The following is a 26975-nucleotide window of genomic DNA, read 5'->3' on the forward strand; positions in this document are numbered from 1 at the left end:
TAATGAAAAACTGGATGATCACACTTATGATTATTCCGGCAGTTGTGGCGCATGGATCATTGCTGACGGATAATTTTGACAGCGGCCTGGATGCAGCCTGGACGATTTCATATCAAGGCACTTCGGATGCGGATACCTATGCGGTTGCCAGCGGAGCGGAATCCGCATTCACGGCAGCTTCCAATCCGACGGGGAAATCGCTTCTTATGTACGATGCTTCCACCAATGGAGAGGTCAACCTGAGATTCACCATGGACAGCGGAAGTGTCGGTGCCGGTGAAACGCTGAAGGTTCAGTTTGATTTCATGAGTCCGAATTCAAGCCCGGCCACGCTGGCGAATATGCAGGTGCAGTCAGGCACGGGAAAAGCTTCCAATACAAGTTTCTTTCAGAATAAATCCGGAACGGACAGCAATCAGTTTCTGAACCATGACGGTAATAGTAATGTTACCCTTTCGAATACGATGAAGGAAGATACCTGGTATCGTTTTATCGGAGAATATTCGGCGAACGGGGCCGATCCGGATACGTATAAAATTACTCTGACTGAATATGGAGGAGCCACGCAGATTTGGGACACCACTCCTCAAAATGATAAAGCATCCGTTAATTCGGTTCTGTTCCATTGGAATATTCCTGAAGGATCCAAAGGGAAAGAATACTATCTGGACAATGTGGATATCGCCGTGATTCCTGAACCGGCCACGTTGGGACTGATTGCTCTTTTCGGTGGCGGGATGCTGGTTGTCCGCCGGTGCTTTTCGTTGTAGAGAATTCTTTTCGTCAATGTGAAATCAAAGGGCAGCTGGGGATTATTGCTGCCCTTTTTGTTATTTTGTACGTAATAAAAAAAGAAAGTAAATGATGCGATATGTTTTTAGATGCTTGTTAATGGCGATTTGGGCCGGTGCGGTCTGTGCTGCCGAGCGACCTAATTTTTTGATTATTCTGGCGGATGATCTGGGGTATGCCGATTTGGGATTTACCGGGTCGACAGAAATCAAAACCCCGGTATTGGATAAACTGGCGGCTGACGGGGTGCAGTTTTCCAATGGCTATGTGACGCATCCGTATTGCGGCCCGTCGCGTGCGGGATTAATCACGGGGCGGTATCAGGCACGTTTCGGTTTGGAAATCAATTTAACCAATGCCTTTTTTGATCAGCACAGCGGTCTGCCTCTGAGCGAAGTGACCTTTGCAAAGCGTCTGCAGCAGTCCGGATATCGTACCGGAATGATTGGAAAATGGCATCTGGGCGGATCGCATGTTTTTCATCCGAATAATCGCGGGTTTGATTATTTCTTCGGTTTTCTGTCGGGCGGTCATTCCTATTTCCCGGAAAATGTAAACACCACATTCCCGTTGGAACTGGAAAACGGGAAGCCGCATTATACGGCGAACGAAGGCGGTTATTGGCCGCTGTCTCGCAACAATAACGCCGCGGAGTTCGATGAATATCTGACCACCAAACTGAGCCGCGAAGCCGCGCAGTTTGTTCGTGAAGCAGATAAACCGTTCTGCCTTTATCTGGCCTATAATGCGCCGCATGCTCCGCTGGAGGCCCCGAAAGAACTGATTGAAAAATATGCGCATATTGACCATCGGGAGCGCCGGATTTATGCGGCGATGGTAGATGCGATGGATCAGGGAATCGGCAGGGTGATTCAGGCGCTGAAAGAGTCCGGCAAATTTGATAATACGCTGATCTTTTTTCTGTCGGACAACGGCGGAATTGTGGACAAGTCCCGCCCTTACGGAACGCCGCGCGGGAAATCGCACGACTGGGGCGACAGCGGTAATTTCCGGGGTGGAAAGGGCAGTATGCTGGAAGGCGGGAACCATGTTCCGTTTATTCTGCACTGGCCGAACGGATTGCAGGGGGGCGCAACGTATGACCTGCCGGTCATTTCGCTGGACATTGCGGCGACGGTTGTTGCGCTGGGCCGGGGCGATACGTCCGGACCGGAAATTGAAGGGGTGAATCTTATTCCGTATATCAACGGTGAAAAAAAAGGGGTTCCGCATGACGCGCTCTTCTGGCGCATGCAGGACGGTCAGCACTGGGCGGTTCGCACTCCGGATGCCAAATATCTTCTGCCGCGTAAGCAGGTAAGTGACAGCCCCATGCTGTTCGATATGAAACAGGATCCCTATGAGCGTAATAACATTGTCGATCTGCAGCCGGAATTGCGTCAGAAATTGGCCGGACTCTGGAATAAATGGAATGCGAAAAACGAACCGAATAAATTTCTGCAGTCCGGTGCCTATCAGCAGGCCCGTCTGAAATTCTATGAAGACCTTCGGAAAAAACTCGATAAAGAAGCGGCTGCAAAAAAACCGCTGGTGATCGAATAGACCAACGGCGCGGTTAAAGCAGGTCGTTCTGTTTAGAAGCACACAGGCATAGCTGTTTGGCTAAACGGCTATGCCTGTTTTGTTGAAGCAGGCCATTTTCGGAGCCTTTTAATCAGGGCTTTTTTGTTCCAAAAAGGTGAGGGGTGAAAAGTCCTTTTTGAGGGGTGAAAAGTCCTTTTTGAGGGGTGAAAAGTCCTTTTTGAGGGGTGAAAAGTCCTTTTTGAGGGGTGAAAAGTCCTTTTTGAGGGGTGAAATGTTCTCTATTGATGCGAGACCGTATAAACCGGTTTATTCGTATTTCCAGACCTTGGAGATCATTCTATGACAAAAGCATTCAGCCTGAATGTTGATCCTGTTATGTTTCGCGATCATTTACGGAGAAATAGGCTATGTCGAAAAATGCTGAATCTATAGAGCGGTTACTGGATGTTATGCGGACACTGCGGGCTCCGGACGGGTGCCCGTGGGACCGGGAGCAGACGCATGAATCGATTAAGGGCGATTTGATTGAAGAGGCGTATGAGGTGCTTGATGCCATTGAAAGCGGTGATGCTTCCATGCTCGAAGAGGAGCTGGGCGATCTGTTGCTGCAGGTGGTGTTTCATTCGCAGATTGCCGCTGAGGACGGCGAGTTTGAATTTCATCAGGTGGCCGACGGGATTTCGGACAAGCTGATCCGCCGGCATCCGCATGTGTTCGATGAAGTGATTGTGTCCGATTCGGGCGAGGTGTTGAAAAACTGGGATGCGATCAAAAAGCAGGAAAAGAAAGACGCGAATAAAAAAGTGTCGATTGTTTCCGGTATACCAAAGCATCTGCCAGCCCTGCAGAAGGCGCATCAGGTGCAGAAGCGCGCGGCCCGGGCGGGATTTGACTGGGATAAAATCGAGGATGTTTTCGATAAACTTCATGAGGAGATCGAAGAGCTGAAGGAGGCGATCGCCTCTGAAAATGAAGCGGAAATCCGGGACGAACTCGGGGACCTTCTTTTCTCGGTGGTGAATGTGAGCCGTTATCTGGGTCACAATCCGGAAGAAATTCTGCGGCACAATATCGATAAGTTTGTGTCGCGTTTCCAATATGTGGAAGACCGGGTGCATGAAAGCGGCCGCGATTTTCCGGAGTATACCCTCGAAGAGCTCGATGCGTTCTGGAATGAGGCCAAACGCGCGGAGTGACGATTGATCCGTGAATCGCCGCCTCCGCGTGCTGCCGTTTATTCGGGTTCAATCTGAAGGCGGTAGAAGCCCTGCGATTCCGCCGAATGGAGGGTGTCGGTGAAACTTCCGACCGGATAGGGCACTCCATTGGTGAGCAGGGTGAACAGATTGGTCAGGCTGTCGGTCCAGAGGATGCCGTAGCGCTGTCCGGAGACGGAGGTCCAGTTGAGCACAAATCCGCTCGGCGCCATATATCCCGTGATGGCGTTGCCTGGATAGGAGAGCGGATTGTTCGGATCGGTGCCGTAGAGGAATTCTTCGTAGTTGGTGTAACCGTCCCCGTCGGAATCCGCATCGTCTCCGGGATAGCCTGTGCCGATGCAGCGGACGGTGAGCCGGTAGAATCCGGTGGACTCGGCCGCATGCAGGGTGTCGGTGTAGGCATTCTGCGGATAGGCCAGCCCGTCAACCAGCGGCACAAACGGATTTGCGAGACCGCCGGTGCGGCGGATGCCGTAGATGTGGTTGGTTTCAGCCGTCCAGTGGATGACAAATCCGGCCGGCGAACTTTCACCGCTGTCGATATGGCCATAGGTTTCGGGGCCGCCGCACGGGAAGTGCGTATTGATCCATTCCGGAGTGACGCCTTCAGTGCCGCGGTGACCGGTATCCGGTGCGCTGTAGCCGCCGTACCCGCCGGAACACCACGACCGCACGAAGTAAAAGTAGGTGCGGTTTTCCTGCCCGCCGATGTCCGAGAAGGTATTCGTGGTGACGTACCCCAGGTAGGACGCTCCGGAGGTGGTGTTGGTGTGGTTACGGTAGATGTAATACCGGTCGGCATGGGCCAGAGAATCCCATGAGACCTCGGTGCGGTCGGAGAAGTCTCCGTCGGTGGCCTGAACATTCACCGGCACGCCGAGCGGCAGCTGGACCACCGTGAAGGCCTGGTTGGCCACGGTGATGGTTCCGGTGCGCGCGACGGTGCTTCCGTATTCCGAAATGCTGTAGACGACCTCGCCGTCGTTGGTACCGGGAACGCCGGCGTCGAAGGTTAGCCAGGACAGACTCTCGGCCGCCGTCCACAGGGTGCCGGCCGGTGCGGTGACATCAACGGTTCCGCTGCCGCCGGCGGAGGTGAATACAGCCTGTGCCGGCGAGATGGTGCCGCTGCCGGGGCGCCAGCCGGAATCGCCGTCGCTGAACCAGGCGGTATCGGTTTTGCCGGCCACACTGACCCAGTAATAGTAGAGCTGTCCGGGAACGGCTGAGGTGTCGTTGTACGAATTGCCCGAGGTGCCGCTTACCAGGTTGATTGCCGTGGCGGGATCGTCGGTGGTATTTCGCCAGACTTCGTAGTAGCCGACTCCGCTGATGGAGTTCCACGTTACGCGGACATCGTTTTCGCGGGTGCCGTCGGTGGCACTGACATTCTGCGGAATTTCAGGTGCGCGGCTGCCGCCCATCACGAGCACGAAGGACTGAGCCGTAGCCGCGGTGTTGGTTACCGTGAAGTAGTAGGTATAACCGGGGCGCCAGGGCCACTCGTCGTAGAGGCGCAGCAGGTATTTGTTGTGCGGTGTGCTGCGACCGTTGATGTTGCGGTAGTGGTCGTAGGTGGTTTTCGACGGGAGGGTGCCCTGTTCCAGGTAGACGTGGATGTCGGCGGTGTTGGTGGTGGAGTGGATCCAGCGCACCGCATCTTCGGGTACATCGACCTGATAGGTTATCTGGACGCCGGCCGGAATATTCGTATTGACGAACCCGGTCTCGAAATCGACCTTTTCATAGGTCGGCATCAGACCGCCGGCAGAGGCGGAGCTGACGGAGAAGGATGCGTCGGAACGGGCGAGGAAGCCGAGGTAGTAGGTGTGCCCCGGCCGCAGCGGCGGCATGTTGACGGTGTGGGTTCCGACCTCCGGATAGTCGGGCTGCAGCGTGCCGCTGTTTTTGTCGTCGTTGTCCCAGTCGCGGATGTAGCTGTCGGCGACACGGGTGTGGTTGCCGGGTGGGACGGTATCGCGCAGATAGAGGTCGACGTTGCCGGATTCCTGGGAGTAGGTAATGTTCCAGTCGACCGGCGGGTTGGTCGGGTAGTCCACGCGATAGTAGCGCCAGTCGCCCTCGGCGAGGAGCTGACCGGAGTATCCGGGATCGTTCAGACTGAGCGACTGCACGTTGCCGTTGGTGTAGACGTTGCCGCCGGAGACGCGGAGGCGGTACCGGGCAGTGCTGCCGCCGTCGGCCTTGACCATGAGGTGCCAGATGCCGGGTTCGAGCTGCATTTCATAGCGGCCGTCCTTCGGAACCCAGTTGCCGTATTCGGTGTTGGAGGTGCTGTCGAGCCGGTGGTCGTATTGCACCGCATAATTGACAGAGTAATCGGTGGTCGGGGCGAGGCCGGGGCGGATGTAAAGATTGGGGTTTCCGCTGATGGCTTCGAGCTGTGTGCGGAGCAGGCCGGTGTTGCCGTCCGGAATTTCCACCGTGTAGAAGTGGTAATAGCCGTTTTCGAGGTCGACGCCCTGATCGATCGGGAGCGGATCGCCGTCTTCATCGATTCCGGAATCGCCGAAGAACGGATCAGCGACACCCGGCGTATTGTTGGTCTGGCCGGGTTCGGGCATGGTCCACTCCCGCTCCAGCCGGATGGCGGAACTGGTGAGCGTGTAGTCGGTGGCGCCGTCGCCTTTAACTTCAATATACCAGGTGCCGGGCGTCAGCAGCGGGGGAACAATGACCTGTGCAGGGGAGTCGAACGGGGTTTGTCCCTGGTTGATGCCGAAACCGTCGGCGGGCAGCAGGTTTTTGCGGACGCGGGTCAGCGCATCGCCCTGCGTGGTCTGGGTGGTGATGTACCAGCCGAGAATGGGTTCGCCGTCGATCATTTCCGGAACGTCGACGCGGAAGAAGTCGCGCTGATTGTCGGCGAGCAGGCCGGAAACCACGTTGGTGATTGCGTTGGTGCTGAGCCGCGCATCGAAGGCGAGGTCGGCGGGAGCCTTGTGGGTGATGCGGAGGGTGTATTCGCCGTTCTGCAGACTGGAAGCATAGTCCGGATCTGCGACGAGCATGGACCAGGTGTCCGGAGACGGGTTGGCGATGGTGATGATGGCATCGCTGTAGTGTTCGTCGTTGTAGCCCGAATAGGCCCCGTAGTTGACGCCGTTCGGAATGCCGGCATCTTTGCGCAGGTACATGCGCGGGTTTCCTGCGGCGACATCAATCAGGCTCAGCTCGACGGCCCCCAGGCTATTGGTGACGTCGAAGCGGTAGGTGTTGTCGGCCTCGCCGGCGAGATAGGTGTTGGTGACGGTCAGGCTGCCGCCATAGGGCAGGCTGCCGAGATGGGGAACAGTCTGTTCGCCGAGGCTGTGCAGAATGGCGGATGAGGTTCCGGTTCCGATGTAGGATCCGGTGGGATTCTGTCCGAGGCTGGTGACCATCAGGTAGTATTTTCCCGGCGGGATGGTGGTTGCCCCGTTTTCTGGATGCAGGATGAAATATTCATCGTCGTCTTTATCGAGCCGCACCATGGTGCTGATGCTTGCGCCGGGCGAAGTGTAGGCATACTGCGCCATGCCCCAGGTCGGCACGTGGGCTTCCCGGAGATGGAGGGTGGTTTCGCCGGAGGTGTTTTCGAGGCGGATTTTCCAGTTGGCGGTGTTGGTCGGTACCTCGACGGAGAAATACTGCACGTCGCGTGCGGGCAGGCTGGTTACGGTTGCGCTGTCGACAAAGCCCATCGGCTGCGGTTCGTAGGTCATGCCCATGCCGATACCGCTGCTGACGAAGCTGTAGGTGCTGGTGGCGACATTATGGGCGTTGTAGAAGGAGACGTAGTAGGTTCCGGGCGCGGAGAGCGGCCGATCGATGCCCATGGACAGCAGGTATTTCGGGTGAGCCTGCGAGCCGTCGGAGGTGTAACTGCGCTTCGACCAGTCGCTGGAGGTGGTCCGCCACTGGAAGCCGCTCGGCCATTCGGTGTAGGAGTAGGGATAGTACCAGCCGGGCACGCCACTGGAGGCGGGCAGTTCGTCGCGGCGGATGTACATGTGCGGGCGGGAACCGGACGAATTGGACCATTCGGTCAGGCGCATCTCCCAGCCGATTACATCGTTGCCGTTGGTTTGAACGGGGACTTCGACTTTGTAGTGGTGCCATGTTTCGGGCGGAAGAACGACGTTGGTGGCGGCGCCGCCGTCGAAGATGACGGGGGTGGTGCCGGAGGTGACGATGCGCAGCGTATAAGCCCCGGCCGCCATGGACCCGGCGTTGCGGGAATCGTTGATCATGAGGGACCAGGTGCCCGGATCAGGTTCCGAAAAGTTGATGATCGCGGTGTCGGAATATTGAGCGCCGAATCCGGAGTAGACTCCATAACTTGCGCCGTTGGGGAAGCTGGTATCGAGGCGAAGGTTCATTTCAGGACTTCCGACAGCGTCGTCGAGCCGGATCTGCATGCTTTGGACGCTGGCGGGGACGGTGAACTGGTAGCGGTTGATTCGGCCTTTGTCGTAGGTGTCGGGATGCGACAGCGTGTTGGGATTCAGGAGAATGCCGAGGTCGGTGACAGGGGCTGTTCCATGGCTGTGCAGGATGGCGGAGGCCGAGTTTGTGCCAATGGTGGAGCTGTTTGGATTCTGCCCTTCGGAGACGACCATGAGATAGTAGTCGCCCTCGGGGATGGTGGTATGACCGCTCTCGGGAAGGAGGGTAAAGTGCTCGCTTCCGGTCGTCTGCAACCGGGTCATGGAGCTGAAAGAAGCGCCGGGCGAGGTGTAGGCATACTGCGCCATGCCCCAGGTCGGCACGCGGGCTTCGCGGATATAGAGCTGCGATTCGCCGGACGTGTTTTCGAGTTCGAAACGCCATGAGGGTTGTCCGGCGGGGATGGTGAGTTTGAAGTATTCCACGTTTCGTGCCGGCAGGTCGGTGATGGATTCGCTGCCTGCGGCGGCGAGTGTCCGCGGGTCGTAAGTCATGCCGGTGCCGATGGCACTGCTGGCAAAGCTGAAGGTTCCGGTTTCGGTGGTTGAGGTGTTGTGGAAACCGATGTAGTACGAGCCGGGTTCAAGCGGCGCGCCCATGGCCATGGAAAGCAAAGGGCTCGGATGGGCGGTGCCGGCGGGATCGTAGGTGTAGCCGCTCCAGTCCTGGGACTGAGTTGACCACTGCTGACCGTTGGGCCATGACGCAGAGCTCCAGGGGTAATACCAGCTAGGAACACCGTAGGAAGAGGGCAGCAGATCGCGCCGGATATACATACGGGGGCGTGCGCCCATCCAGTCGGTCATCTTGAGTTCCCACCCGATCACATCCTGTCCGTTGGTCTGTGCAGGAACATCGACGTGGTAGAATATCCACTCTTCCGGAGGAAGGGCGACGTCGGTGTCGCCGCCGCCGTCTAAGGTGATTTCGGTGTAGTCGAGCGCGTGGATCTCGAGGGTGTAGGCTCCTGCCGCGGGATTGCCGGCTTTGCCGACTACAATCGACCAGGTTCCGGTTGAGGGATTGGCGAAGGTCCGGATTTCGGTGTCGTTGTATTCGTCGTTATGACCGGAATAGATGCCGTACCCGGGGCCGTTCGGGATATTTTCGTCCTGTCTCAGGTAGAAGGAGGGGGAGCCGGTGGTGTTTTCGAGTCGTACTTCGAGGGCGGGGACGTTGGCGGCAATGTCGAACTGATAGAGCACGGTTTCGCCGGAAACATAGGTTTGGGCATCGGAAAGCAGCCCGCCGGGATTGAGGGTTCCGAGTGCGTTGACAGATGCTTCGCCGAGGCTGTGGAGAATGGCCGAGGCGGTGCCGGTGCCGATGGTGGAGCCGGCGGGGGACTGCCCTTCGGAGACGACCATGAGGTAGTAGTCGCCGGCGGGTATGGTGGTTTCGCCGCTTTCGGGCAGGAGGGTGAATAACTCATCGCCGGTCTGCTGCAGGCGGGTGAAGGAGGTAAAATACTGCCCTGGAGAAGTGGTGTCGCCGGTGCTGGTCTGACGCGTGGGCACGCGGGCTTCGCGGATGTAGAGCTGCGATTCGCCGGATGTATTTTCGAGGCGGAGCTGCCAGGACGGGGTGTTGGAGGCGATGTTCACCTTGAAATACTGTACGGCACGGGCGGGCAGGTCGGTGATGATGGCGCTGTCGATGAAGCCCAGTGTGGCGGGTTCATAGGTCATGCCGGTTCCGATGGCGCTGCTGGTGAAGGTATATCCGGCCGTTGCGGAATCGGAATTGTTGTAGAATGCGATGAAGTACGACCCGGGTTCAAGCGGGTTGCCCATGGCCATGGAGTGCAGGGGTTGCGGGTGAGCCTGACCACCGGGATCGTATGTGTAGCCTGTCCAGTCGGTGGTGTTCATCGGCCACTGGTTGCCGCTGTTCCAGTCGATTTGGTTCCAGGGATACCAGTAGAGCGGAATCTGGCTGGTTCCTTCGGGGAGCTGGTCGCGGCGGATGATCATGTAGGGTCGCTCGTTGGTCCAGGAGGTCATGCGCAGTTCCCAGCCCAGGACATTCTGACCATTGGTCTGGGCGGGGACGGTGACGCGGTAAAAATGGTAGCTGTTGGGTTTAAGAGAGAGGGTCGTGTTGGTGTAGCCGTCCATGGGAATTTCGATCGGCGTATGCGAGCCGCTGTCGAGGGTGAAGGTGCCGAGGGCTGCGTAGGGATAATAGACACCGATATACCAGACATCGGCGTCGTGATCGGGGTCCTGCAGGAACCCGAGGGTGCTGGACTGATCGTTGTCGGAGCTGGAGTAAATGTTGGCACTGCCGTTCTTTCGGTAGTTCCAGCGGCCGGGCACATAGTTTCGGCGGATCGCGATTTCGGTTCCGTCCACGTGGTTGGTGAGCTGGAGCAGCCAGCCGAGCTGGCCGAGCTGCTGGGCGATATCGGATACCGCATAATAACGCCAGCCGACCCGCAGCGGATCGTCGTTGGTTACGGTATCGATAAAGTCGATCTGCGTGATGACCGGCTCACGGTTACGCAGGTTGAATTCCACTGCGGCATCCCCATAGACGGTGACATAGAAGGTGCCGTCGGAAAGCGTTTCCGGCACGAGGGTGATGCTGTCGCTGATGTTGGTGTCGGCAACTTCCGAAAAAGCGTCGTTATTGAACGCGTTGGGGACCATGCTTTGGCGCACGGCGAAATTCGGGTCGGTTCCGTTGACGGGTTCAACGGTAACTTCCCAGGCAATCTGTTCGGGCGGAACGGGAATGCGGTAGGTTTTGAAGAGGAAGCCGGACTGCGACTGGGCGTTGAGGGTATGGTTGTAGGTTTCGTCGGTAATTTCATGCTGCCGGGAGTCGAGCTGGAAGGTGTCGCCGGGGGTTCCGGGTACGCCGACATAATAGAATGCCGGGTCGCCGGGGACGAGATAGGTTGGCACAAGGAGCCCCTGGCCGGTGCGGGCGCGGTCGTAGTGACTGCTGCTGGAGGGGTGGGGCGCGAGGCCGTGGCGGACGTAGAAAGGCTGGCTGAGTGTTGTGCTTCCGGCCGCATCCTGGAGCCACAGCCGCCAGGCGTACGTTGCGGAGGGAATGGTGGTCTTGAAGTAGCGGATTTCTTCGGGCGGGATGGTAGCCATTCCGCTGCCGCTGGATGCGTCGGCGGCGAGTGCGCCGAGATCCCGGGCAAAGACATCGCCTGAGAGCAGGTTCCAGGTAGAGCCGGTATCGGCCAGCACGAGGATATACCATTCCTGACCCGCTCCTCCGGTTTCCGAGAGGTAGCGCGTGAAGCCGTCATCGCCGGTCCGTATAGAGTTTTCGGTATAGGATTGCCCGCCGCTGTTTACGTAGGGTAGAGCGTTCTGACGGATGTAGAGGTCGGCTTCGCCTCCGAGGACATAGAGCGCGGTGCGCCAGGCTGCCAGATCGGGCAGCTCGGTGGTCAGTTTAAAATAGTATGCGCCGCCATCGGTGTTCAGATTGTTGAATACGGCGGTTCCGGTGTCGGCCGTGCCCGGATCCCAGGCGAGGGTATTCATTTTGATATCCCCGGAAAACAGGCTCCATGCCGCGCCTTCTTCGGCTTCGACCAGAATATATCTGGTCTGGCCGGCGGAAAGCGACTGAACGATGGTGTCGCTGCCGGCTGCTTCGGAGCGGTACTGATATTCGTTGGGGGCTATGTTGGCATTGGGGTCGGTATAAAGATCGGCTTCACCGGCGGTCAGGTTCAATACGGTGCGCCACAGGCCGGCGTTGTTCGGCGTGTCCTGCGTGACGATGCGGAAGAGATAGCTGCCTTCCGCCGTGCCGGGGTTGGTGTAAACTTCGGTTCCGCTTTGCGCTGTGCCCGGGTCCCAGGTCAGGTCATGGACATGCATATCGCCGGCAAAAAGGCTCCAGGTAGAATGGGCTTCCGATTCGACGAGGATATACCAGGTCTGCACTCCCGAGAGTGCGCGGGTGATCCGGTCGTTGCTGACAGTATCGGATTTCTGGGAGTAGTAGTTGGTGGTGACCGAAGGGCTGGTACTCATATACAGATCGGCCTCGCCGCTGGTTACGGTCAGCACAGACCGCCAGTAGCCGACATTATTGACCGTGCTGGTGGTGGTGATCGTGAACAGGTAACTGCCCGCATTGGTGTCGGTGTTGGAATAGATCTCCGTGCCGGACTGAGCGGTTCCGGGGTCCCAGGTTAACGGGGTTTGAGCCTGCACCGAAAAAACGGTGAACAGCATGAAAAGCTGTGTGGATACGAAAAGAAAAACGCGCGTTTTCATCTTAGCCTCCCGCCCGCTCAGGGCATCTGTCTGCCTACTCTTTTTTTTTAACGACCGCAAGAAAATCAGTGTCGAGATGAAAAGGTAGCAACATCGAAATTTAAATCCGATCTAAATAGTACCATTTCTTGAGATAAAGGCTTGCGGAGCTGTAAGCGTCTGATACGTTACGTGGCAATTAAGACCAAATAGGTCTACTATGTAAGGATTTGTAAGTATGCTCAGAATTACCAAAATTACGGATTACGGGTTTATTCTGCTGGCCCACATGGCCAAGGCGGAAAAAGATCAACTGCACAATGCCAAAGATCTTTCCGCTGCAATCGGTATTCCGTTACCCACTGTGAGTAAAGTTCTCAAAATTCTGACGCAGGGGCATATTCTTAAATCTCATCAGGGAAGCAAGGGCGGTTATTCGCTGTCTAAAACAGCAGATCAGATTACCGCTGCTGAAATAATAGAAGCAGTTGAAGGCCCGGTGGCCATCACCGACTGTTCGAGTGCTGAAGGCTGTGAGCGGAATTGCCCGATCAGCCCGAGCTGGCAGCGGGTGAACGATGCTGTACTCGGTGCTTTAAACGGATTGACACTCGGCGATATGGCCGACGGCGGCTCCAAATAATAAAATCTACTGATTAATATTCCTTTGTTTAGACTGAATTTTAAAATAGTACAAAATTAGGCCAATATGAAAATTGAAGACGAAAAATCATTCGATGAGCTGACCGATAAGGATTACAAATATGGCTTTGTGACGGACATTGAGTCTGACAGTTTGCCGCCCGGATTGAACGAAGAGATCGTGCGAGCCATCTCGAAACGGAAGAATGAGCCGGAGTGGCTGACCGAGTGGCGGGTGAAGGCGTATCATCACTGGACCACGCTGGAAGAGCCGACCTGGGCGAAGGTGGAGTTTCCGCCGGTCGACTATCAGGCGCTGAGTTATTATTCTGCGCCAAAGCAGAAAATTGAGGGACCCAAGAGTTTGGATGATGTTGATCCCGAACTGCTTGAAACCTACGAAAAACTGGGCATTCCGCTGAAAGAGCAGGAGGTCCTTGCCGGCGTTGTGGCCGTAGATGCCGTCTTTGACTCCGTTTCCGTGGCAACCACCTTTAAAGGTAAACTTGAAGAGATGGGCATCATTTTCTGTTCCTTCTCGGAAGCAGTAGCGGATCATCCGGAACTGGTTAAAAGATATCTGGGTACGGTGGTGCCATATAAAGACAACTATTATGCCACGCTGAACTCGGCGGTATTTTCCGATGGTTCTTTCTGCTATGTGCCGCCGGGTGTAAAATGTCCGATGGAACTTTCGACGTATTTCCGGATCAATGCCGCCAACACCGGCCAGTTTGAGCGGACGCTGCTGATTGCCGACGAAGGGGCAACGGTCAGTTATCTTGAAGGCTGTACCGCACCGCAGCGCGATGAAAATCAGCTGCATGCCGCGGTTGTGGAACTCATTGCGCACAAAGATGCCAATATTAAATATTCGACCGTGCAGAACTGGTATCCGGGCGACAAAGACGGCAAAGGCGGGATCTATAACTTCGTGACCAAGCGTGGGCACTGCCGCGGCGATAATTCAAAAATTTCGTGGACGCAGGTGGAAACCGGCTCGGCCATCACCTGGAAGTATCCGAGCTGCATCCTGAAGGGCGACAATTCGATCGGTGAATTTTATTCGGTGGCCGTGACCAACAACATGCAGCAGGCGGATACCGGCACAAAAATGATTCACATTGGAAAAAACACGAAGAGCACGATTATCTCCAAAGGGATATCGGCCGGTAAGGCGCAGAACAGCTACCGGGGGCTGGTCCGGATTCAGGAAACCGCTGAAAATGCGCGCAACTTTTCGCAGTGCGATTCGATGCTGATCGGCGACCGTTGCGGAGCACACACCTTTCCTTATATCGATGTGAATAATCCCAGTGCTCAGGTAGAGCACGAAGCCACAACCACAAAGATCGGCGAAGATCAGATTTTCTACTGCAACCAGCGCGGCCTTGATACTGAGGAAGCTGTGAATATGATTGTGAACGGGTTCTGTAAGGAAGTATTCCGTGAACTGCCCATGGAATTTGCAGTGGAAGCCCAGAAACTTCTGGGTATCAGTCTGGAAGGTTCTGTCGGTTAACAACCATTTTAATACGGAGATAACTAAGCAATGCCACTACTTGAAATAAAAGACCTGCACGCAAGTGTTGCCGATAAGGCGATCATCAAAGGCCTCAACCTCACTATCAACCCGGGCGAAGTTCATGCCATCATGGGCCCGAACGGAGCGGGCAAGAGTACGCTTTCGAACGTGCTTGCCGGTAACGACGCTTATGCCAAAACCGGCGGACAGGTGCTGCTCGAAGGAGAAGACATCGACGAGATGGCCGCCCATGAACGGGCCTGCGCCGGAATGTTTCTGGCCTTTCAGTATCCGGTTGAGATTCCGGGCATCAGCAATATGTATTTCCTGAAAGCGGCGGTGAATGCGGTGCGAGAAGCTCAGGGGAAAGATCAGCTCGACGCCATGGATTTTCTCGATCTGGTGGAAGATAAAAAGAAAATGGTTAAAATCCGCGGCGATCTGCTGGAGCGTGCGGTCAATTCCGGATTTTCGGGCGGCGAAAAAAAACGTAACGAAATTTTCCAGATGGCCATGCTGGAGCCGAAGCTCTGTATTCTTGACGAAACGGATTCCGGCCTCGATATCGACGCCCTGCGCGTTGTTTCCGACGGGGTGAACGCTCTGCGCTCGGAAGATCGCGGTTTTCTGGTAATTACCCACTATCAGCGTCTGTTGGATTATATTGTGCCCGACTTTGTACACGTGCTGGTTGACGGAAAAATCGTGAAATCAGGCGATAAAACACTGGCGCTCGAACTTGAAAACGAAGGCTACGCATCCTGGGTTGAGGAATAGAAATTATGGACCTCGCAAAACTTAGACAAAAAGCTGAAGCGGATTTTAAAGAAGTCGGTTTTCCGACGACCAAAGAAGAGCTCTGGCGATTCACCGATGTTTCGCGCGTTGCGAATACGGAATTTTCCAATGATTGGAAATCGTCGGATCTCGAGTTCCAGGCTCTGGATAAAATCACGGTCGTTTTCGAAAACGGAAAGCTCTCCCGCGAAAAATCGAATTTTGATGTGCTGCCGAAAGGCGTCTGCATAGGCTCGATTCTCGATCTGGTCGATCCGCGTATCGGCACTCTGGCGAATGCAAAGAATGCTTTTGTTTTATCGAATACGGCCGGTTTTTCAGATGGATATTTCATAGAAGTCACTGAGGGGTCGAAATTGGATGGAGCCATTCATGTGATCCATCTGGCCGATGTGGACGGGGCGGCGTTTCATTTGCGCAATTTTGTTTCAGCGGGTGAAGGTGCGGAAGTGACGGTGATCGAGGAATACATCGGCCGTTCCGGCACGCAGTACTGGACCAATGTGGTGACCGAAGTGTTTGTCGCCGACCGAGCCGTGGTGGATCACTACAAAGTGCAGCGCGAAAGCGAAGCATCCTTTCATTTCCAGACGTTGGAAAGTCATCTCGGTACGGAATCCGTTTTCAGCAATCACGCCGTCACATTCGGCGCGGCGCTGGGACGGAATGATATTCGCGGAAAGCTGACCGGCGAAGAGGGCGAAGCCATCTGCAACGGTCTTTATCTGCTGAAAGACAGCCAGGTTTTTGATACCCACATGTTCATGGATCATGCCGTGCCGAAGTGCAACAGCCATGAGCTTTATAAAGGGATTCTGGATGACAAATCGCGCGGCGTTTTCTGCGGCCGGATTCTGGTGCAGGAAGATGCCCAGGAAACGGATGCGGTGCAGAATAACGGCAACCTGCTGCTCAGTCGAAAGGCCAAAGTGAACACGTTGCCGCAGCTTGAAATTTATGCGGACGATGTCAAGTGTACGCACGGAGCAACGGTGGGTGAGCTGGATGAGCAGGCGCTGTATTATCTGCAGACCCGCGGCATCGATCCTAAAAAAGGGCACGCCATGCTCGTGTTGGCGTTTGCCAACGAAGTGCTTGATGAAGTGAAGTGTAAAAAAGCTAAAGTCTATATTGAAGAGCTGGTTTATGCCTGGCTCGAGAAAGTTCAGGTATGACCAACTCTGCACAGTACGATATTGCTTCGATCCGCAACGATTTTCCGATCCTTGGAAGAACGGTGTGGGATAAACCGTTGGTGTATCTCGACAATGCGGCTTCCGCGCAGCGTCCGACCGCAGTGATTGATGCGGTTAAAGGGCTGTATGAAAACAACTATTCGAATGTGCATCGCGGTGTGCATCGGTTGAGTCAGGAATCCACGGATCTGTACGATGATGCGCGCGTAAAAGTTCGCGGTTTTCTGAATGCAGCCTGTGTGCATGAGATTATTTTCACCCGGGGTACCACGGAATCGATTAATCTGGTGGCTCAGAGTTATGCGCGGCCCCGTCTGAAAGCCGGCGATGAAATTCTGATCACGCATATGGAACATCACTCCAATATTGTGCCGTGGCAGATGGTCTGTGAGCAGACTGGAGCATCCTTGAAGGTCGTTCCGATTACCGATCGCGGCGAGCTCGATATGGAGCAGTTCCGAAACCTGCTCTCAGAAAAAACGGTGCTGCTGGGGGTGACCCATGTTTCCAATGCACTGGGTTCCGTAAATCCGGTTAAGGAAATGATCCGGGCCGCGCATGAACGGGATGTTCCGGTGCTGGTGGACGGTGCCCAGGCGGTGCCGCATATCCGGGTGGATGTACGGGAGCTGGATGCGGATTTTTATGTGTTTTCCGGGCACAAGATTTACGGCCCGACCGGCGTAGGGGTTCTGTATGGAAAAGAAAGACTGCTGAATGCCATGCCGCCGTATCAGGGGGGCGGGGATATGATTCTCTCGGTCACTTTTGAAGGTACAACCTACAATGAACTTCCTTATAAATTTGAAGCGGGAACGCCGAACATCGCCGGCGTTGTCGGCCTCGGCGCGGCCATTGATTATGTCAATAAAATCGGGCTGGGCGCCATTGCGGCGCATGAGCACGGCCTGCTGATGTATGCCACCTCGAAACTCAAAGAAATCGACGGTCTGCGGATCATCGGCGAGGCCGAGCAGAAAGCGGGACTGATTTCGTTTGTATTAGACGACGTTCATCCGCACGATATCGGCCAGATGCTGGATGCGGAAGGGGTGGCGGTTCGTGCCGGTCATCATTGCGCGCAGCCGGTGATGGAACGCTTTGGGGTTCCGGCAACGGCCCGGGCGTCGTTTGCCATGTACAACACCTATCAGGAAATTGATGTGTTGACGGATGCCATTAAGAAGACCATCGATATGTTTAAATAAGGCAGGACGACTTCGCGGAAAGCGTCTATGACGGCTTGGCGATCCGTCTCTGCGATCAGGGACAATATGGAAAATTTAAGAGAGCTTTATCAGCAGGTCATTCTTGATCATAACAAGAATCCCCGCAATTTCCGGAAGATGGGGGAACCCGACGGATTTGCACACGGGAACAACCCGCTCTGCGGCGATCAGATTGATGTCTATATCAAAATTAAAGACGGCATTGTGGATGACATTTCATTTGACGGTGCCGGCTGTGCCATCTGTATGTCGTCGGCTTCGATGATGACGATGGCGTTGAAAGGAAAAACCGAAGAAGAGGCCGATGCGCTGTTCAACAGTTTTCACCATGCGCTGACCGAAGATGAGGCCCATCCGGAAGATGTTCCGCTGGGCAAGCTGGAGGTGCTCAAAGGGGTGAAGGATTATCCGATCCGCGTGAAATGCGCCACGCTGGCCTGGCATACGTTTGAAGCGGCTCTCAGAAAACTTAACGGTGAAGTCAGCACGGAGTAAGTTCCTATGTTTGGAAAAAAGAAAAAAGAACGCTTCAATCTCGAAGAACACAATCCCGACCTTTATAAGCAGGTGGTTCGTCAGTTGCGTATGGTATTCGACCCGGAGATTCCGGTGAATGTCTGGGATCTGGGCCTGATTTACAACCTGGATATCGACGAAGACGGAAAGGTGTATGCGCGGATCACACTGACAGCACCCAACTGCCCGGAAGCCGAGCGGATTCCCGGAAATATTCAGCGGGCGATTCTGGAAGCAGAGGGGGTTGAAGATGCGGATATTGAATTGGTATTTGATCCGCCGTGGACGCGCGACAACATGTCGACTGCGGCTTTGCTCGCATTGGGTCTGATTTAAAGAATGTAATTAGGAAGTAGAATGATCACAGAACAGCAGGTACTCGACGCTCTCAGCAATATTATTGATCCGGATTTCCAGCGCGACATTGTCTCGCTGGGTTTTGTGCAGGACATGGTGATTGACGGCGGCACGGTTTCGTTCACCATCGAACTGACGACGCCGGCGTGCCCGTTGAGTCCCGTTTTTCAGAAGCAGGCGATTGATCTTGTCGGCGATCTTCCGGGCGTGGAACAGGTGAAGGTTAATATGACCGCGCAGAAACGCGGTCACCGCCAGATGAATGCCGAGCAGAGCGGCCTGAAAGATGTGAAATATATTCTGGCTGTCAGTTCCTGCAAAGGCGGCGTCGGTAAATCAACGGTGTCCGCATTGCTGGCCAAAACACTGGCGGCGCGCGGGGCGAAGGTCGGCCTGCTGGATGCGGATATTTACGGCCCGTCTGTACCGACGCTGTTCAACCTGCATAAGCAGGGGGTACGCGCTACGGCTGATGAGAAATATTTTATGCCCAATGAGGCTGACGGCCTGAAGGTGATGTCGTTCGGCTTTCTGATGGGCGACGGGCCGGCGGTGATTCGCGGGCCGATGGTTTCGCAGTATATGCAGCAGTTGCTGCACAATGTCCAATGGGGTGAACTGGATTATCTGATCATCGATATGCCTCCGGGCACCGGCGATATTCAGTTGACCATTTCCCAGTCGGTGCAGATTGATGCTTCGGTGATTGTGACCACGCCGCATCAGCTTTCACTGACCGATGTGCGCAAGGGCATCATGATGTTCGATAAGGTGAATGTTCCGGTGCTGGGTGTGGTGGAGAATATGGCTTATTTCATCTGCGACGGTTGCGATAAACGCCACTACATCTTCGGAAAATCCGGCGGTAAAGAACTGGAAGAACGCTTCGGGCTGGAAACCATTGCGGAGCTTCCAATCACTGGAAATCTCAGCGGTTCACTGGATGATCTGACGGCCAGCGGTATTGCGAATGAAACCACGGATATTATTATTCGAACGCTGGGTAAAAAGCTGATGGATAAAGTGGATCGTCCGGAAATTATTCACGATGCGAAAACCATCACGCTGAAATGGCCGGACGAAACCGTAACGGTTTCCAACGCGGCTTTGCGCCGGGCCTGCAACTGTGCGTTGTGTGTTGATGAAATGACGCGAAAACCGCTGCTTGATCCGGCGACGATTCCGATGGATATTCACGCGATAAAGGCGGAACTCATCGGAAATTATGCCGTGATGGTTGATTGGTCCGACGGGCATAATACCGGCTTTTTCCCGTATTCTGTTTTCCGCGATATCGAAAAAAACGCGCGCCACAATAAAAGCATGAATCAGGCAACCGGCGCTGCCGGAAAAAGCGGCGGTTGCGGTTCGGGCTCGTGCGGCTGCAAAAGTTAATAAACAGCAGAGCCTGCCGCCAGCAGCACAAAGAAAATAAAATACAGAAAGCCCGCCAGCAATACCCAGAGTATGGTTGCGCGGCAGTAGGTGACACGGCTTCGGTTGCCTGCTCCGCAGGCCCAGATGATCAGACAGATTACATTTACGACCGGGATCGAAAGAATCAGCAGGGTTAAAAACCAGGAGCCTGTCGTCATTGGCCGTTCGTCATAGGTGCTCATAATATTCCTTTCGATGCGTTCCTTCTTCTTTTATGGCTGAATTTCTATAGGACTAAAACTTCCAACCATTGGAAGTTTTGATTACCTTCCATCAGATGGATCTGATTTCAAAACTGGAAAAACGCTTTGGCTCCTGGGCCATCCCGCATCTGTCGCTTTACATTATCGCGATTCAGGCGATCGGAGTGGTTTTATTAATGTCCGATCGCGCGGATTTCATGGATCTGCTGCTGCATGGAAGTTCAGTGATGGACCGAGGGCAGTGGTGGCGCCTGCTTTCGTTCATGATGCTGCCGAAAACGCTGAATCCGATCTGGCTGTTTTTTGCATTTTATATTTTCTATCTCATCGGAAATTCCCTGGAACAGCAGTGGGGCGCTTTCCGGTTCAATCTGTTTATTCTGTCGGGTTATCTGCTGACGGTACTGATGGCGTTCATCAATCCGGGCGTTATTATCACCAATACCTATTTCCTGGGCTGTGTTTTTCTGGCGTTTGCAACGCTGTTTCCGAATATGGAATTCCGGATTTATTTTATTCTTCCGGTAAAGGTGAAGTGGCTGGCCTGGATTACGGTGGGATTTTATATCCTGAATCTGTTTTCGGCGGATATCGGTGCGCGGCTGGGCGTGATTGCGGCATTCATTAACTACGGTCTGTTTTTCGGAAAAGATCTGTTTCTGGGGGTTAAGGCCGGAAGGCGGAAAAAAGCCTTTGTGGCGCAGCAAACAAAAACAGCTGAAGAACCGATGCATGTCTGTTCGACTTGCGGAAAAACGGAATTAAGCCATCCGGAACTGGAGTTCAGATATTCTTCCTCGGACGGTGCGTGTTATTGCGAGGAGCACATCAACACACACAACCATTAGGCCATGTCGAGCAATGACCTCCAGGCTGGATTGGAAACGTCCGTTGAAAACGGGCGGCTGAAACTAACCCTCTCCGGCCGCCTGGATGCGGCGTCTGTTTCAATGCTGTGGCCGAAGACCGCCGATGCCCTGCGGACGGATACGCTTCGGGAAATTACGGTGGAGGGCCACGGCATTTCCTATTGCGACGGAGCGGGAACGGCTTTGCTGGTGTCCGTTCGACGTGAAGGGTTGAAGCGTGGGATTACGGTGGAATTTACAGGCTTGTCGGAAAATGTTTCAGCCATGCTGGCGCTGTATCCTCCGGAAACCCTTTCTGCGGCGGTGCAGGATCAACCGAAACACCTCGGGCATCTGGTGGAACAGATCGGCCGGGCTTTCTGTGAAACACTGACGGGGCTCCGGGAGCATATTGCATTTATCGGGGAGCTGACGGTGGCACTTTTCCGGGCTTTGCTTCGTCCGGGGTCGGTTCGGCTGAAAGATTTTTTTATGGTGGTGGAGGCGAGCGGACCGCAGGCCCTTCCGATTGTCGGAATTCTCGGTTTTCTCATTGGTCTGATTATTGCGTTTCAGGGGGCGAATCTCATGCGCCAGTTCGGCGCGGAGATCTATATTGCGGATTCTGCAGGATTGCTGATGACCCGAGAGCTGGGTCCGCTGATTACGGCCATTCTTGTGGCGGGCAGAACGGGCTCGGCCTTTGCGGCGGAGCTCGGAACCATGAAGGTGAATGAGGAGCTTGATGCACTGACCACAATGGGGCTGGATCCGGTTCGTTTTCTGGTGATTCCTCGGGTTTTAGCGGCTTCGGTTATGACGCCGCTTTTGACGGTTTTTGCCGACCTTGCCGGTATTACCGGTGGAGCGGTGGTTATGCTGGGGATGGATTATCCGTTGATTACTTATGTGAACCGTCTGCTGAATGCACTCGGTCCGGCGGATTATCTCAGCGGTTTGGTTAAAGCACTGGTGTTCGGTATTCTGATTGCTTCGGCAGGTTGTCTTTGCGGGCTTAAAACGGGCGAGGGCGCCAGTGCGGTCGGGCATTCGGCGACGCGTGCTGTGGTCAGCTCTATTCTGCTGATTGTTTTGACCGATGGTATTTTTGCGGTGCTCTTTTTCTTTCTGGGGATCTGATGGAAACGAAGCATATCATAACGGTGGAGAAGATGACGGCGCGTTATGGGGAACAGGTGGTTCTCGATGAACTGTCGTTTGGGGTCCGCCGTGGAGAGATTTTTGTGATTCTCGGCGGATCGGGGTGTGGAAAATCAACGCTGCTGAAACATATGATCGGTCTGTATAAACCGGCGGCGGGGGATATCCGCATCGGTAATGTCAGTATGGTGCATTCCGAGGGTACAGAACGCGCGGCGCTGATTCGCCGGTTCGGTGTGATGTACCAGAGCGGGGCGCTTTTCGGATCGATGACCCTGTTGGAAAACGTCTGTCTGCCGCTTGAGGAATTTACAGACCTTGGCAAAGAGGCCCGGGAATTGATTGCCTGTATGAAGCTGAGTCTGGTCGGGCTGGCGGGCTTTGCGCATCATATGCCGTCGGAAATCAGCGGCGGCATGAAAAAACGGGCGGCTATTGCCCGGGCAATGGCGCTGGATCCTGAAATTCTTTTTCTGGACGAGCCCTCCGCCGGCCTTGATCCGGTGACGGCGGACGAATTGGATGACCTGATTCTTCAGCTGTCCCGTTCGCTGAATATTACGTTTGTTGTGGTGACGCACGAACTGCCGAGTATTTTTAAGATTGCAGACAGGGCCATTATGCTGGATGCCCGCACCAAAAAAATTGCCGCCGAGGGGAAGCCTGAAATGCTGCGTGAAAATCATGAAGATGAATGGGTCAGAAATTTTTTCAACCGCAAGGGCGGGGCAATTTAACCGGAGAATACAATGCGTACAAAACCTCATTATTTTGCCATTGGAATATTTGTGATTGTTGCGGTGCTGCTTGGCCTGGCCGGTCTGGTACTGCTGAGTTCCGATGCCCTGCAGGCTCCGGACCGCTTTATTGAAACCTATGTGGATGAGTCGGTGCAGGGGATTGATGTCGGAACACCGTTTAAACTGCGCGGGGTGAAAGTCGGCAGTGTGAGCCGGGTATCCCTGGTTTCGTCTGTCTATGAGACCGGTAAAATGTATGTGCTGATCCGGATTGCGCTGGATAAACGGCATATGGATTTGGAGGATACGGAATTTGAAAAGGAGCTGGAGCGTCAGATCCGAAATGGGTTGCGGCTGCATATTGTCCCGCAGGGGATTACCGGTCTCTCTTTCGTGGAGGCGGATCTGTTTCCCGAAAGGCTCCGGCCGCCGCTGGAAATTGACTGGGAACCGGAGGTGCTGTATGTGCCGTCGATTCCGTCGACCCTCAGTGTTTTGAGCCGATCGCTTGAGCGGTTTGCGGAACAGTTGAATACGTTGAACCTTGATGTGATCGGAAGTGATATTGAAGAAATTACGGGCAACCTGAATGAAACCATTGTGCATGTTCAGGAGCTGATGGCCAATGCGGCGGAAGCCTCGGAAGATGTGGCTGAAAATATACGGACGGCCTCGCACGATCTTCCGGAAATTACGGCGAATCTGAAACATACTACCGATCAACTGGAAATGATGGTTAATTCATCCGATCAGGATATTGATCAGGTTCTGCAGAATCTGCGCTACATTACGGATGATGCACGGGAGCTGATCCGCATGCTTAAACGCTATCCGGGGATGCTGCTTTCCGAGCCGCCTGAACAGAAGATGAGCCGATAAGGAGAAGATTATGAAAGCGCTGAAGCTGTTGGCCGTGCTGTCTGCACTGCTCACCCTGAGCGGGTGTGTGAAAATCTGGCAGGATAACCAGGATATAAAAACCTATATGCTGCAGATCGAACGTCCGGGAGAACGGGCCGCTGTTCCAGACCTTGGAAATCTGTTGATTGAAGAGGTGCATGTCCTGCCGCCCTACAATGTCCGCAGCCTGACGGTGCGGGAGAGCGATGTCGAATTTTCAACAACCTATTATTCCGAGCTGCTGATGTCGCCGGCGGAAAATTTCCGGAATCTGTTCTACGACTGGTTTTCCGCAAGCGGCCGTTTCAATGCAGTGTCTGTTTCGGGGCGCAGTGAAATGAAGTATCGGCTGGTGGCCACAGTCATGGATTTTTACGGCGACCGGGAAAGCTCTGAAGCCGTGCTGCGTATGAAGGTATCGCTGTTCGGAAGCGACCGGCAGGTATTGCTGCACAACGAATATATGGAGCGCGTTTCTTCCGTCTCTCCTGCCGCCGAAGATTATATCCGGGCCTACAATCAGGCGGTTGAGAAGATTCTTCTGCAGTGTGAAAACGATATAGTCCGTGTGATCTCCGCCAGATAGACATTGAAAGACGCTATCAGCCCGCATACGCTTAACCGTAAACTGAAAGGGAAATTATGTCGCTGAATCAGGCCGTACTTTTTACAAAACCGTTGCATCATCTCGGCATCGATCTTACGCCGGAAAAACTGGACGAGCTGTCCCGGACATTTTTTGAGGATAAAGGATTTGAGATTTCTTTCTCGAAAAAGGTGACCGGCCCGCAGCTGGCGGAACGGGATGTGATTCGTCAGCATTATATCCTCTACAGTACTGCCGCCTGGGCGGAAGATATATCGATGTCTGATGCCGGAAAAAAACGGTTTGCCGAAGCGTTTGACAGGAGCTGGGATGAAGAAGTCTCTGTGGGGCGGATTCTGCCGACAGCGGAATTGCTGAAACGCAGGGCAATCGATTCACATCAGCTTTTCAACTTCTGGAACAGCATTTTTTCCGCCGGGGAAACCGTCAAACTCCAGGATGGATTCATTATGGGATATATCGCTGAGCTGGATGCGTATTGCATAAACGGGTTTTATCCGTCCATGGAAGCCAACTTTTATCATCCGGATACGGTCATGACCTACTATGTGGTCGAGTTTGATTCCTCCGAGACTTCCTGGTCCGATTTCAGGAAAAAAATACTGGGTTCCACCAACGCCAGCAATGCTGTGCACGAAAGTTTCCGCGGGCAGCTCTATTCCGAATATCCGGTTCAGTTTCCGGGGCGCGATAATTTTCTGCACGGCAGTGCCGGCCCGCTGGAAGGGCTGGTTGAACGTGCTATCCATGAAACCGATTTTGATATAACCGCGAACCCGGTCGGGCAGTGGCTGAATGAAAAAGGCATAACGCTGGATCGGTTTCAGGAATGGAAGACTACCCGGTCGGTTTCTGATCTTGGAAATCTCTTCGACGAAACCGAAGAGAAAAATACAGATGAAATTTTCCAGGTTCTGGAAACCGTAAAATGGTCCTGACGAAGATCCTGCATCCGTGCTGGAATAAGGGATGATCCGGAATTTATACGGCGTTCTTATTCAGGGCGAATCATCTCGAAACGGTCGGATGTTTTACAATACCAGTGCGGCGCAGCCATTCGGCCTATGGTTTTTAAGTGCTCCGCATTGATCCGTTGGGCTTCCGCATCATAAATTTCATCTCGGACATGCACCCTTTTGATCAGCCCGATGACCATCCGGTTGTTTCCGATTTCCAGCGTGTCATAGGCCTCGCACTCCAGACTTGCCGGAGCTTCTGAAATACGGGGCGGCTGTACCGCAGAACTTTCGGCCGGATTCAGGCCGCTCAGTTTCAGCTCATCTTCGCCATAGGGAACCGACGCAGCGCAGGCATTCATGGCCTCGGCAATATCTTCATCCACCAGGTTGACTACAAACTGATTATTTTCGCGAATATTCAGCACGGTATCCTTCGGAGTTTCCTCATCGCGATTGCCCGGCGCAAAAACGCAGATCGGCGGGCGGGCTCCCATCAGGTTGAAAAAGCTGAACGGCGCGGCATTGACGGCTCCCGTTTTATTGATGGTCGTCACCAGGGCAATCGGCCGCGGTGTAACCAGCGACGATAGAATGTAATAGGCGCGGTTTTTCAGTTCAGGTTGATCAAAATCCAGTTCCATGTTTCTTTCCTTTTAACGGTTTCAGTTGGCCGGTCCGGTCATCCGGCCGACACGGATATCCATGCTGAGCAGATCAATGGGATCGCCAAACTGCGTATAAATCGCCACGTCTGCGGCGTCGCGACCGAAGGCAATGGCGATTCGGCCGCCCTGCAGATTGGATTGTGTGGCATCAAACGTATACCACCGGTTGCTGATATACGCCTCGAACCAGGCATGCAGATCCATGGGCTGCAGCCCCTCGAGATAGCCGACCACAAAACGGGCGGGAATCGAAAGGGCCCGGCAGCAGGCAATACCGAGATGGGCCATATCGCGGCAGACGCCGTGGCCGGCCTGGTTGACTTCTGTGGCACTGATGATCTGCTGTCCCATGCCGGGGGTGTATTGTACCGTATTACGGATATAATCGACAATGGCACTGCACTGGTCATATCCGCAAAGACTGCCCGCAGTGATCGATGCGGCCATTTCGCTGAATCGATCCGATTCACAGTAGCGACTGGGATAAAGATAGGGCAGGGTCTCGTCCGGGAGTTGCTGCACTTCAATAAACGGAGCCCCGGGGGCCGCATCGCAGGCTTCCGCTGTTTCAACATCAACTGAAGTATGAATGGAAAAATACCCGGCCGGCGCCACCAGCCGTTGGCAGAGGTTGCCGAACCAGTCGGTGAACTCAATGGCGGGGACGCTGGGCGATAATACATACGCTTCGCGGGCGATCCACTGCTGTCCGCCGCTGCGCGGGCGCAGCATCAGCAAGAGGGGGGTTGGAACCGGAATCTGAAACTCAAGATGAGCGGATGCGTGCAGCCACATGAAAATCTCCGGGTTCAGGTTGAAAGAGCAAGCTTAACGGGTTTTCTTGAAACGCAAGTGCAACCGTTACGCATCAGGGCATTCGGATCAATCCTTTCCGGCATTTAATAACGGGCAGATTGCGGGGAAACGGTGTTCGGCCGTAAAAAAAGGCGGATG

At 54.4% G+C, this 26975-nt stretch carries 21 protein-coding genes; 17 read left to right on the forward strand and 4 right to left on the reverse strand.

Annotated elements, in window-relative coordinates:
• Positions 1–2 precede the first annotated feature (2 nt).
• The 3 genes from P9H32_RS02505 to mazG all read left to right on the forward strand — a co-directional run bounded on the left by P9H32_RS02505 (position 3) and on the right by mazG (position 3533).
• A complete protein-coding gene (locus tag P9H32_RS02505) occupies positions 3–770 on the forward strand; it encodes a PEP-CTERM sorting domain-containing protein (protein WP_322607284.1) in 768 nt (255 codons plus the stop codon).
• A gap of 121 nt (positions 771–891) precedes the next feature.
• A complete protein-coding gene (locus P9H32_RS02510; RefSeq protein ID WP_322607285.1) occupies positions 892–2355 on the forward strand; it encodes a sulfatase family protein in 1464 nt (487 codons plus the stop codon).
• A gap of 389 nt (positions 2356–2744) precedes the next feature.
• Positions 2745–3533, forward strand: a complete 789-nt coding sequence (gene mazG, locus P9H32_RS02515) for a nucleoside triphosphate pyrophosphohydrolase (RefSeq protein ID WP_322607286.1) — start codon at positions 2745–2747, stop codon at positions 3531–3533.
• A gap of 38 nt (positions 3534–3571) precedes the next feature.
• Here mazG and P9H32_RS02520 read toward each other — a convergent pair whose 3' ends face one another.
• Positions 3572–12259 carry a BACON domain-containing protein gene (locus P9H32_RS02520; RefSeq protein WP_322607287.1) on the reverse strand — a complete coding sequence of 2896 codons (8688 nt, stop codon included), beginning with the start codon at positions 12257–12259 and terminating at the stop codon, positions 3572–3574.
• A gap of 217 nt (positions 12260–12476) precedes the next feature.
• Here P9H32_RS02520 and P9H32_RS02525 point away from each other — a divergent pair, with 217 nt between their 5' ends.
• The 8 genes from P9H32_RS02525 (at position 12477) to P9H32_RS02560 (ending at position 19896) form a co-directional block, all read left to right on the forward strand.
• Positions 12477–12881, forward strand: coding sequence for an SUF system Fe-S cluster assembly regulator (locus P9H32_RS02525; protein ID WP_322607288.1), 405 nt, complete (start codon positions 12477–12479; stop codon positions 12879–12881).
• 66 nt (positions 12882–12947) lie between these two features.
• Complete coding sequence (gene sufB, locus P9H32_RS02530; RefSeq protein ID WP_322607289.1) at positions 12948–14402, forward strand: Fe-S cluster assembly protein SufB; 1455 nt, start codon at positions 12948–12950, stop codon at positions 14400–14402.
• Positions 14403–14432: 30 nt separating this feature from the next.
• A complete protein-coding gene (gene sufC / locus P9H32_RS02535) occupies positions 14433–15182 on the forward strand; it encodes a Fe-S cluster assembly ATPase SufC (RefSeq protein WP_322607290.1) in 750 nt (249 codons plus the stop codon).
• 5 nt (positions 15183–15187) lie between these two features.
• Entirely contained in the window at positions 15188–16378 is a 1191-nt protein-coding gene (gene sufD, locus P9H32_RS02540; protein ID WP_322607291.1) for a Fe-S cluster assembly protein SufD, read from the forward strand.
• On the forward strand, positions 16375–17607 hold the full coding sequence (locus P9H32_RS02545; protein WP_322607292.1) for an aminotransferase class V-fold PLP-dependent enzyme: 1233 nt from the start codon (positions 16375–16377) through the stop codon (positions 17605–17607). Before sufD ends, P9H32_RS02545 begins: the two co-directional genes overlap by 4 nt.
• A gap of 66 nt (positions 17608–17673) precedes the next feature.
• Positions 17674–18123, forward strand: coding sequence for a Fe-S cluster assembly sulfur transfer protein SufU (gene sufU, locus P9H32_RS02550; protein ID WP_322607293.1), 450 nt, complete (start codon positions 17674–17676; stop codon positions 18121–18123).
• A 6-nt stretch (positions 18124–18129) separates the two neighbouring features.
• A complete protein-coding gene (locus tag P9H32_RS02555) occupies positions 18130–18480 on the forward strand; it encodes an iron-sulfur cluster assembly protein (protein WP_322607294.1) in 351 nt (116 codons plus the stop codon).
• Positions 18481–18501: 21 nt separating this feature from the next.
• Positions 18502–19896, forward strand: coding sequence for a P-loop NTPase (locus tag P9H32_RS02560; RefSeq protein ID WP_322607295.1), 1395 nt, complete (start codon positions 18502–18504; stop codon positions 19894–19896).
• On the opposite strand, the gene P9H32_RS02565 is transcribed toward P9H32_RS02560, so the two are convergent.
• Positions 19893–20120: a hypothetical protein gene (locus P9H32_RS02565; RefSeq protein WP_322607296.1), complete on the reverse strand. Its 228-nt coding sequence runs from the start codon at positions 20118–20120 to the stop codon at positions 19893–19895. The two genes, P9H32_RS02560 and P9H32_RS02565, sit on opposite strands and share 4 nt — an antisense overlap.
• 68 nt (positions 20121–20188) lie before the next feature.
• Between P9H32_RS02565 and P9H32_RS02570 the strand changes: the two genes are divergently transcribed.
• The 6 genes from P9H32_RS02570 to P9H32_RS02595 are packed head-to-tail and all read left to right on the forward strand — an operon-like array spanning position 20189 to position 25335.
• Entirely contained in the window at positions 20189–20989 is an 801-nt protein-coding gene (locus P9H32_RS02570) for a hypothetical protein (RefSeq protein ID WP_322607297.1), read from the forward strand.
• A gap of 3 nt (positions 20990–20992) precedes the next feature.
• Positions 20993–22129, forward strand: coding sequence for an ABC transporter permease (locus P9H32_RS02575; protein WP_322607298.1), 1137 nt, complete (start codon positions 20993–20995; stop codon positions 22127–22129).
• Entirely contained in the window at positions 22129–22887 is a 759-nt protein-coding gene (locus P9H32_RS02580) for an ABC transporter ATP-binding protein (protein ID WP_322607299.1), read from the forward strand. Before P9H32_RS02575 ends, P9H32_RS02580 begins: the two co-directional genes overlap by 1 nt.
• Positions 22888–22899: 12 nt before the next feature.
• Positions 22900–23769, forward strand: a complete 870-nt coding sequence (locus P9H32_RS02585; RefSeq protein WP_322607300.1) for an MlaD family protein — start codon at positions 22900–22902, stop codon at positions 23767–23769.
• Between the two features lie 10 nt (positions 23770–23779).
• Entirely contained in the window at positions 23780–24376 is a 597-nt protein-coding gene (locus P9H32_RS02590; RefSeq protein WP_322607301.1) for an ABC-type transport auxiliary lipoprotein family protein, read from the forward strand.
• Between the two features lie 56 nt (positions 24377–24432).
• On the forward strand, positions 24433–25335 hold the full coding sequence (locus P9H32_RS02595) for a hypothetical protein (protein ID WP_322607302.1): 903 nt from the start codon (positions 24433–24435) through the stop codon (positions 25333–25335).
• A 56-nt stretch (positions 25336–25391) separates the two neighbouring features.
• On the opposite strand, the gene P9H32_RS02600 is transcribed toward P9H32_RS02595, so the two are convergent.
• Together P9H32_RS02600 and P9H32_RS02605 are read right to left on the reverse strand one after the other, a co-directional pair.
• The gene (locus tag P9H32_RS02600; protein ID WP_322607303.1) at positions 25392–25997 is read right to left on the reverse strand and encodes a flavin reductase family protein; all 606 of its coding nucleotides are present in this window, start codon (positions 25995–25997) and stop codon (positions 25392–25394) included.
• A gap of 21 nt (positions 25998–26018) precedes the next feature.
• The gene (locus P9H32_RS02605) at positions 26019–26816 is read right to left on the reverse strand and encodes a transglutaminase family protein (protein ID WP_322607304.1); all 798 of its coding nucleotides are present in this window, start codon (positions 26814–26816) and stop codon (positions 26019–26021) included.
• Between the last annotated feature and the right edge of the window lie 159 nt (positions 26817–26975).

This window comes from Pontiella agarivorans, from assembly GCF_034531395.1.
Classification (GTDB): domain Bacteria; phylum Verrucomicrobiota; class Kiritimatiellia; order Kiritimatiellales; family Pontiellaceae; genus Pontiella; species Pontiella agarivorans.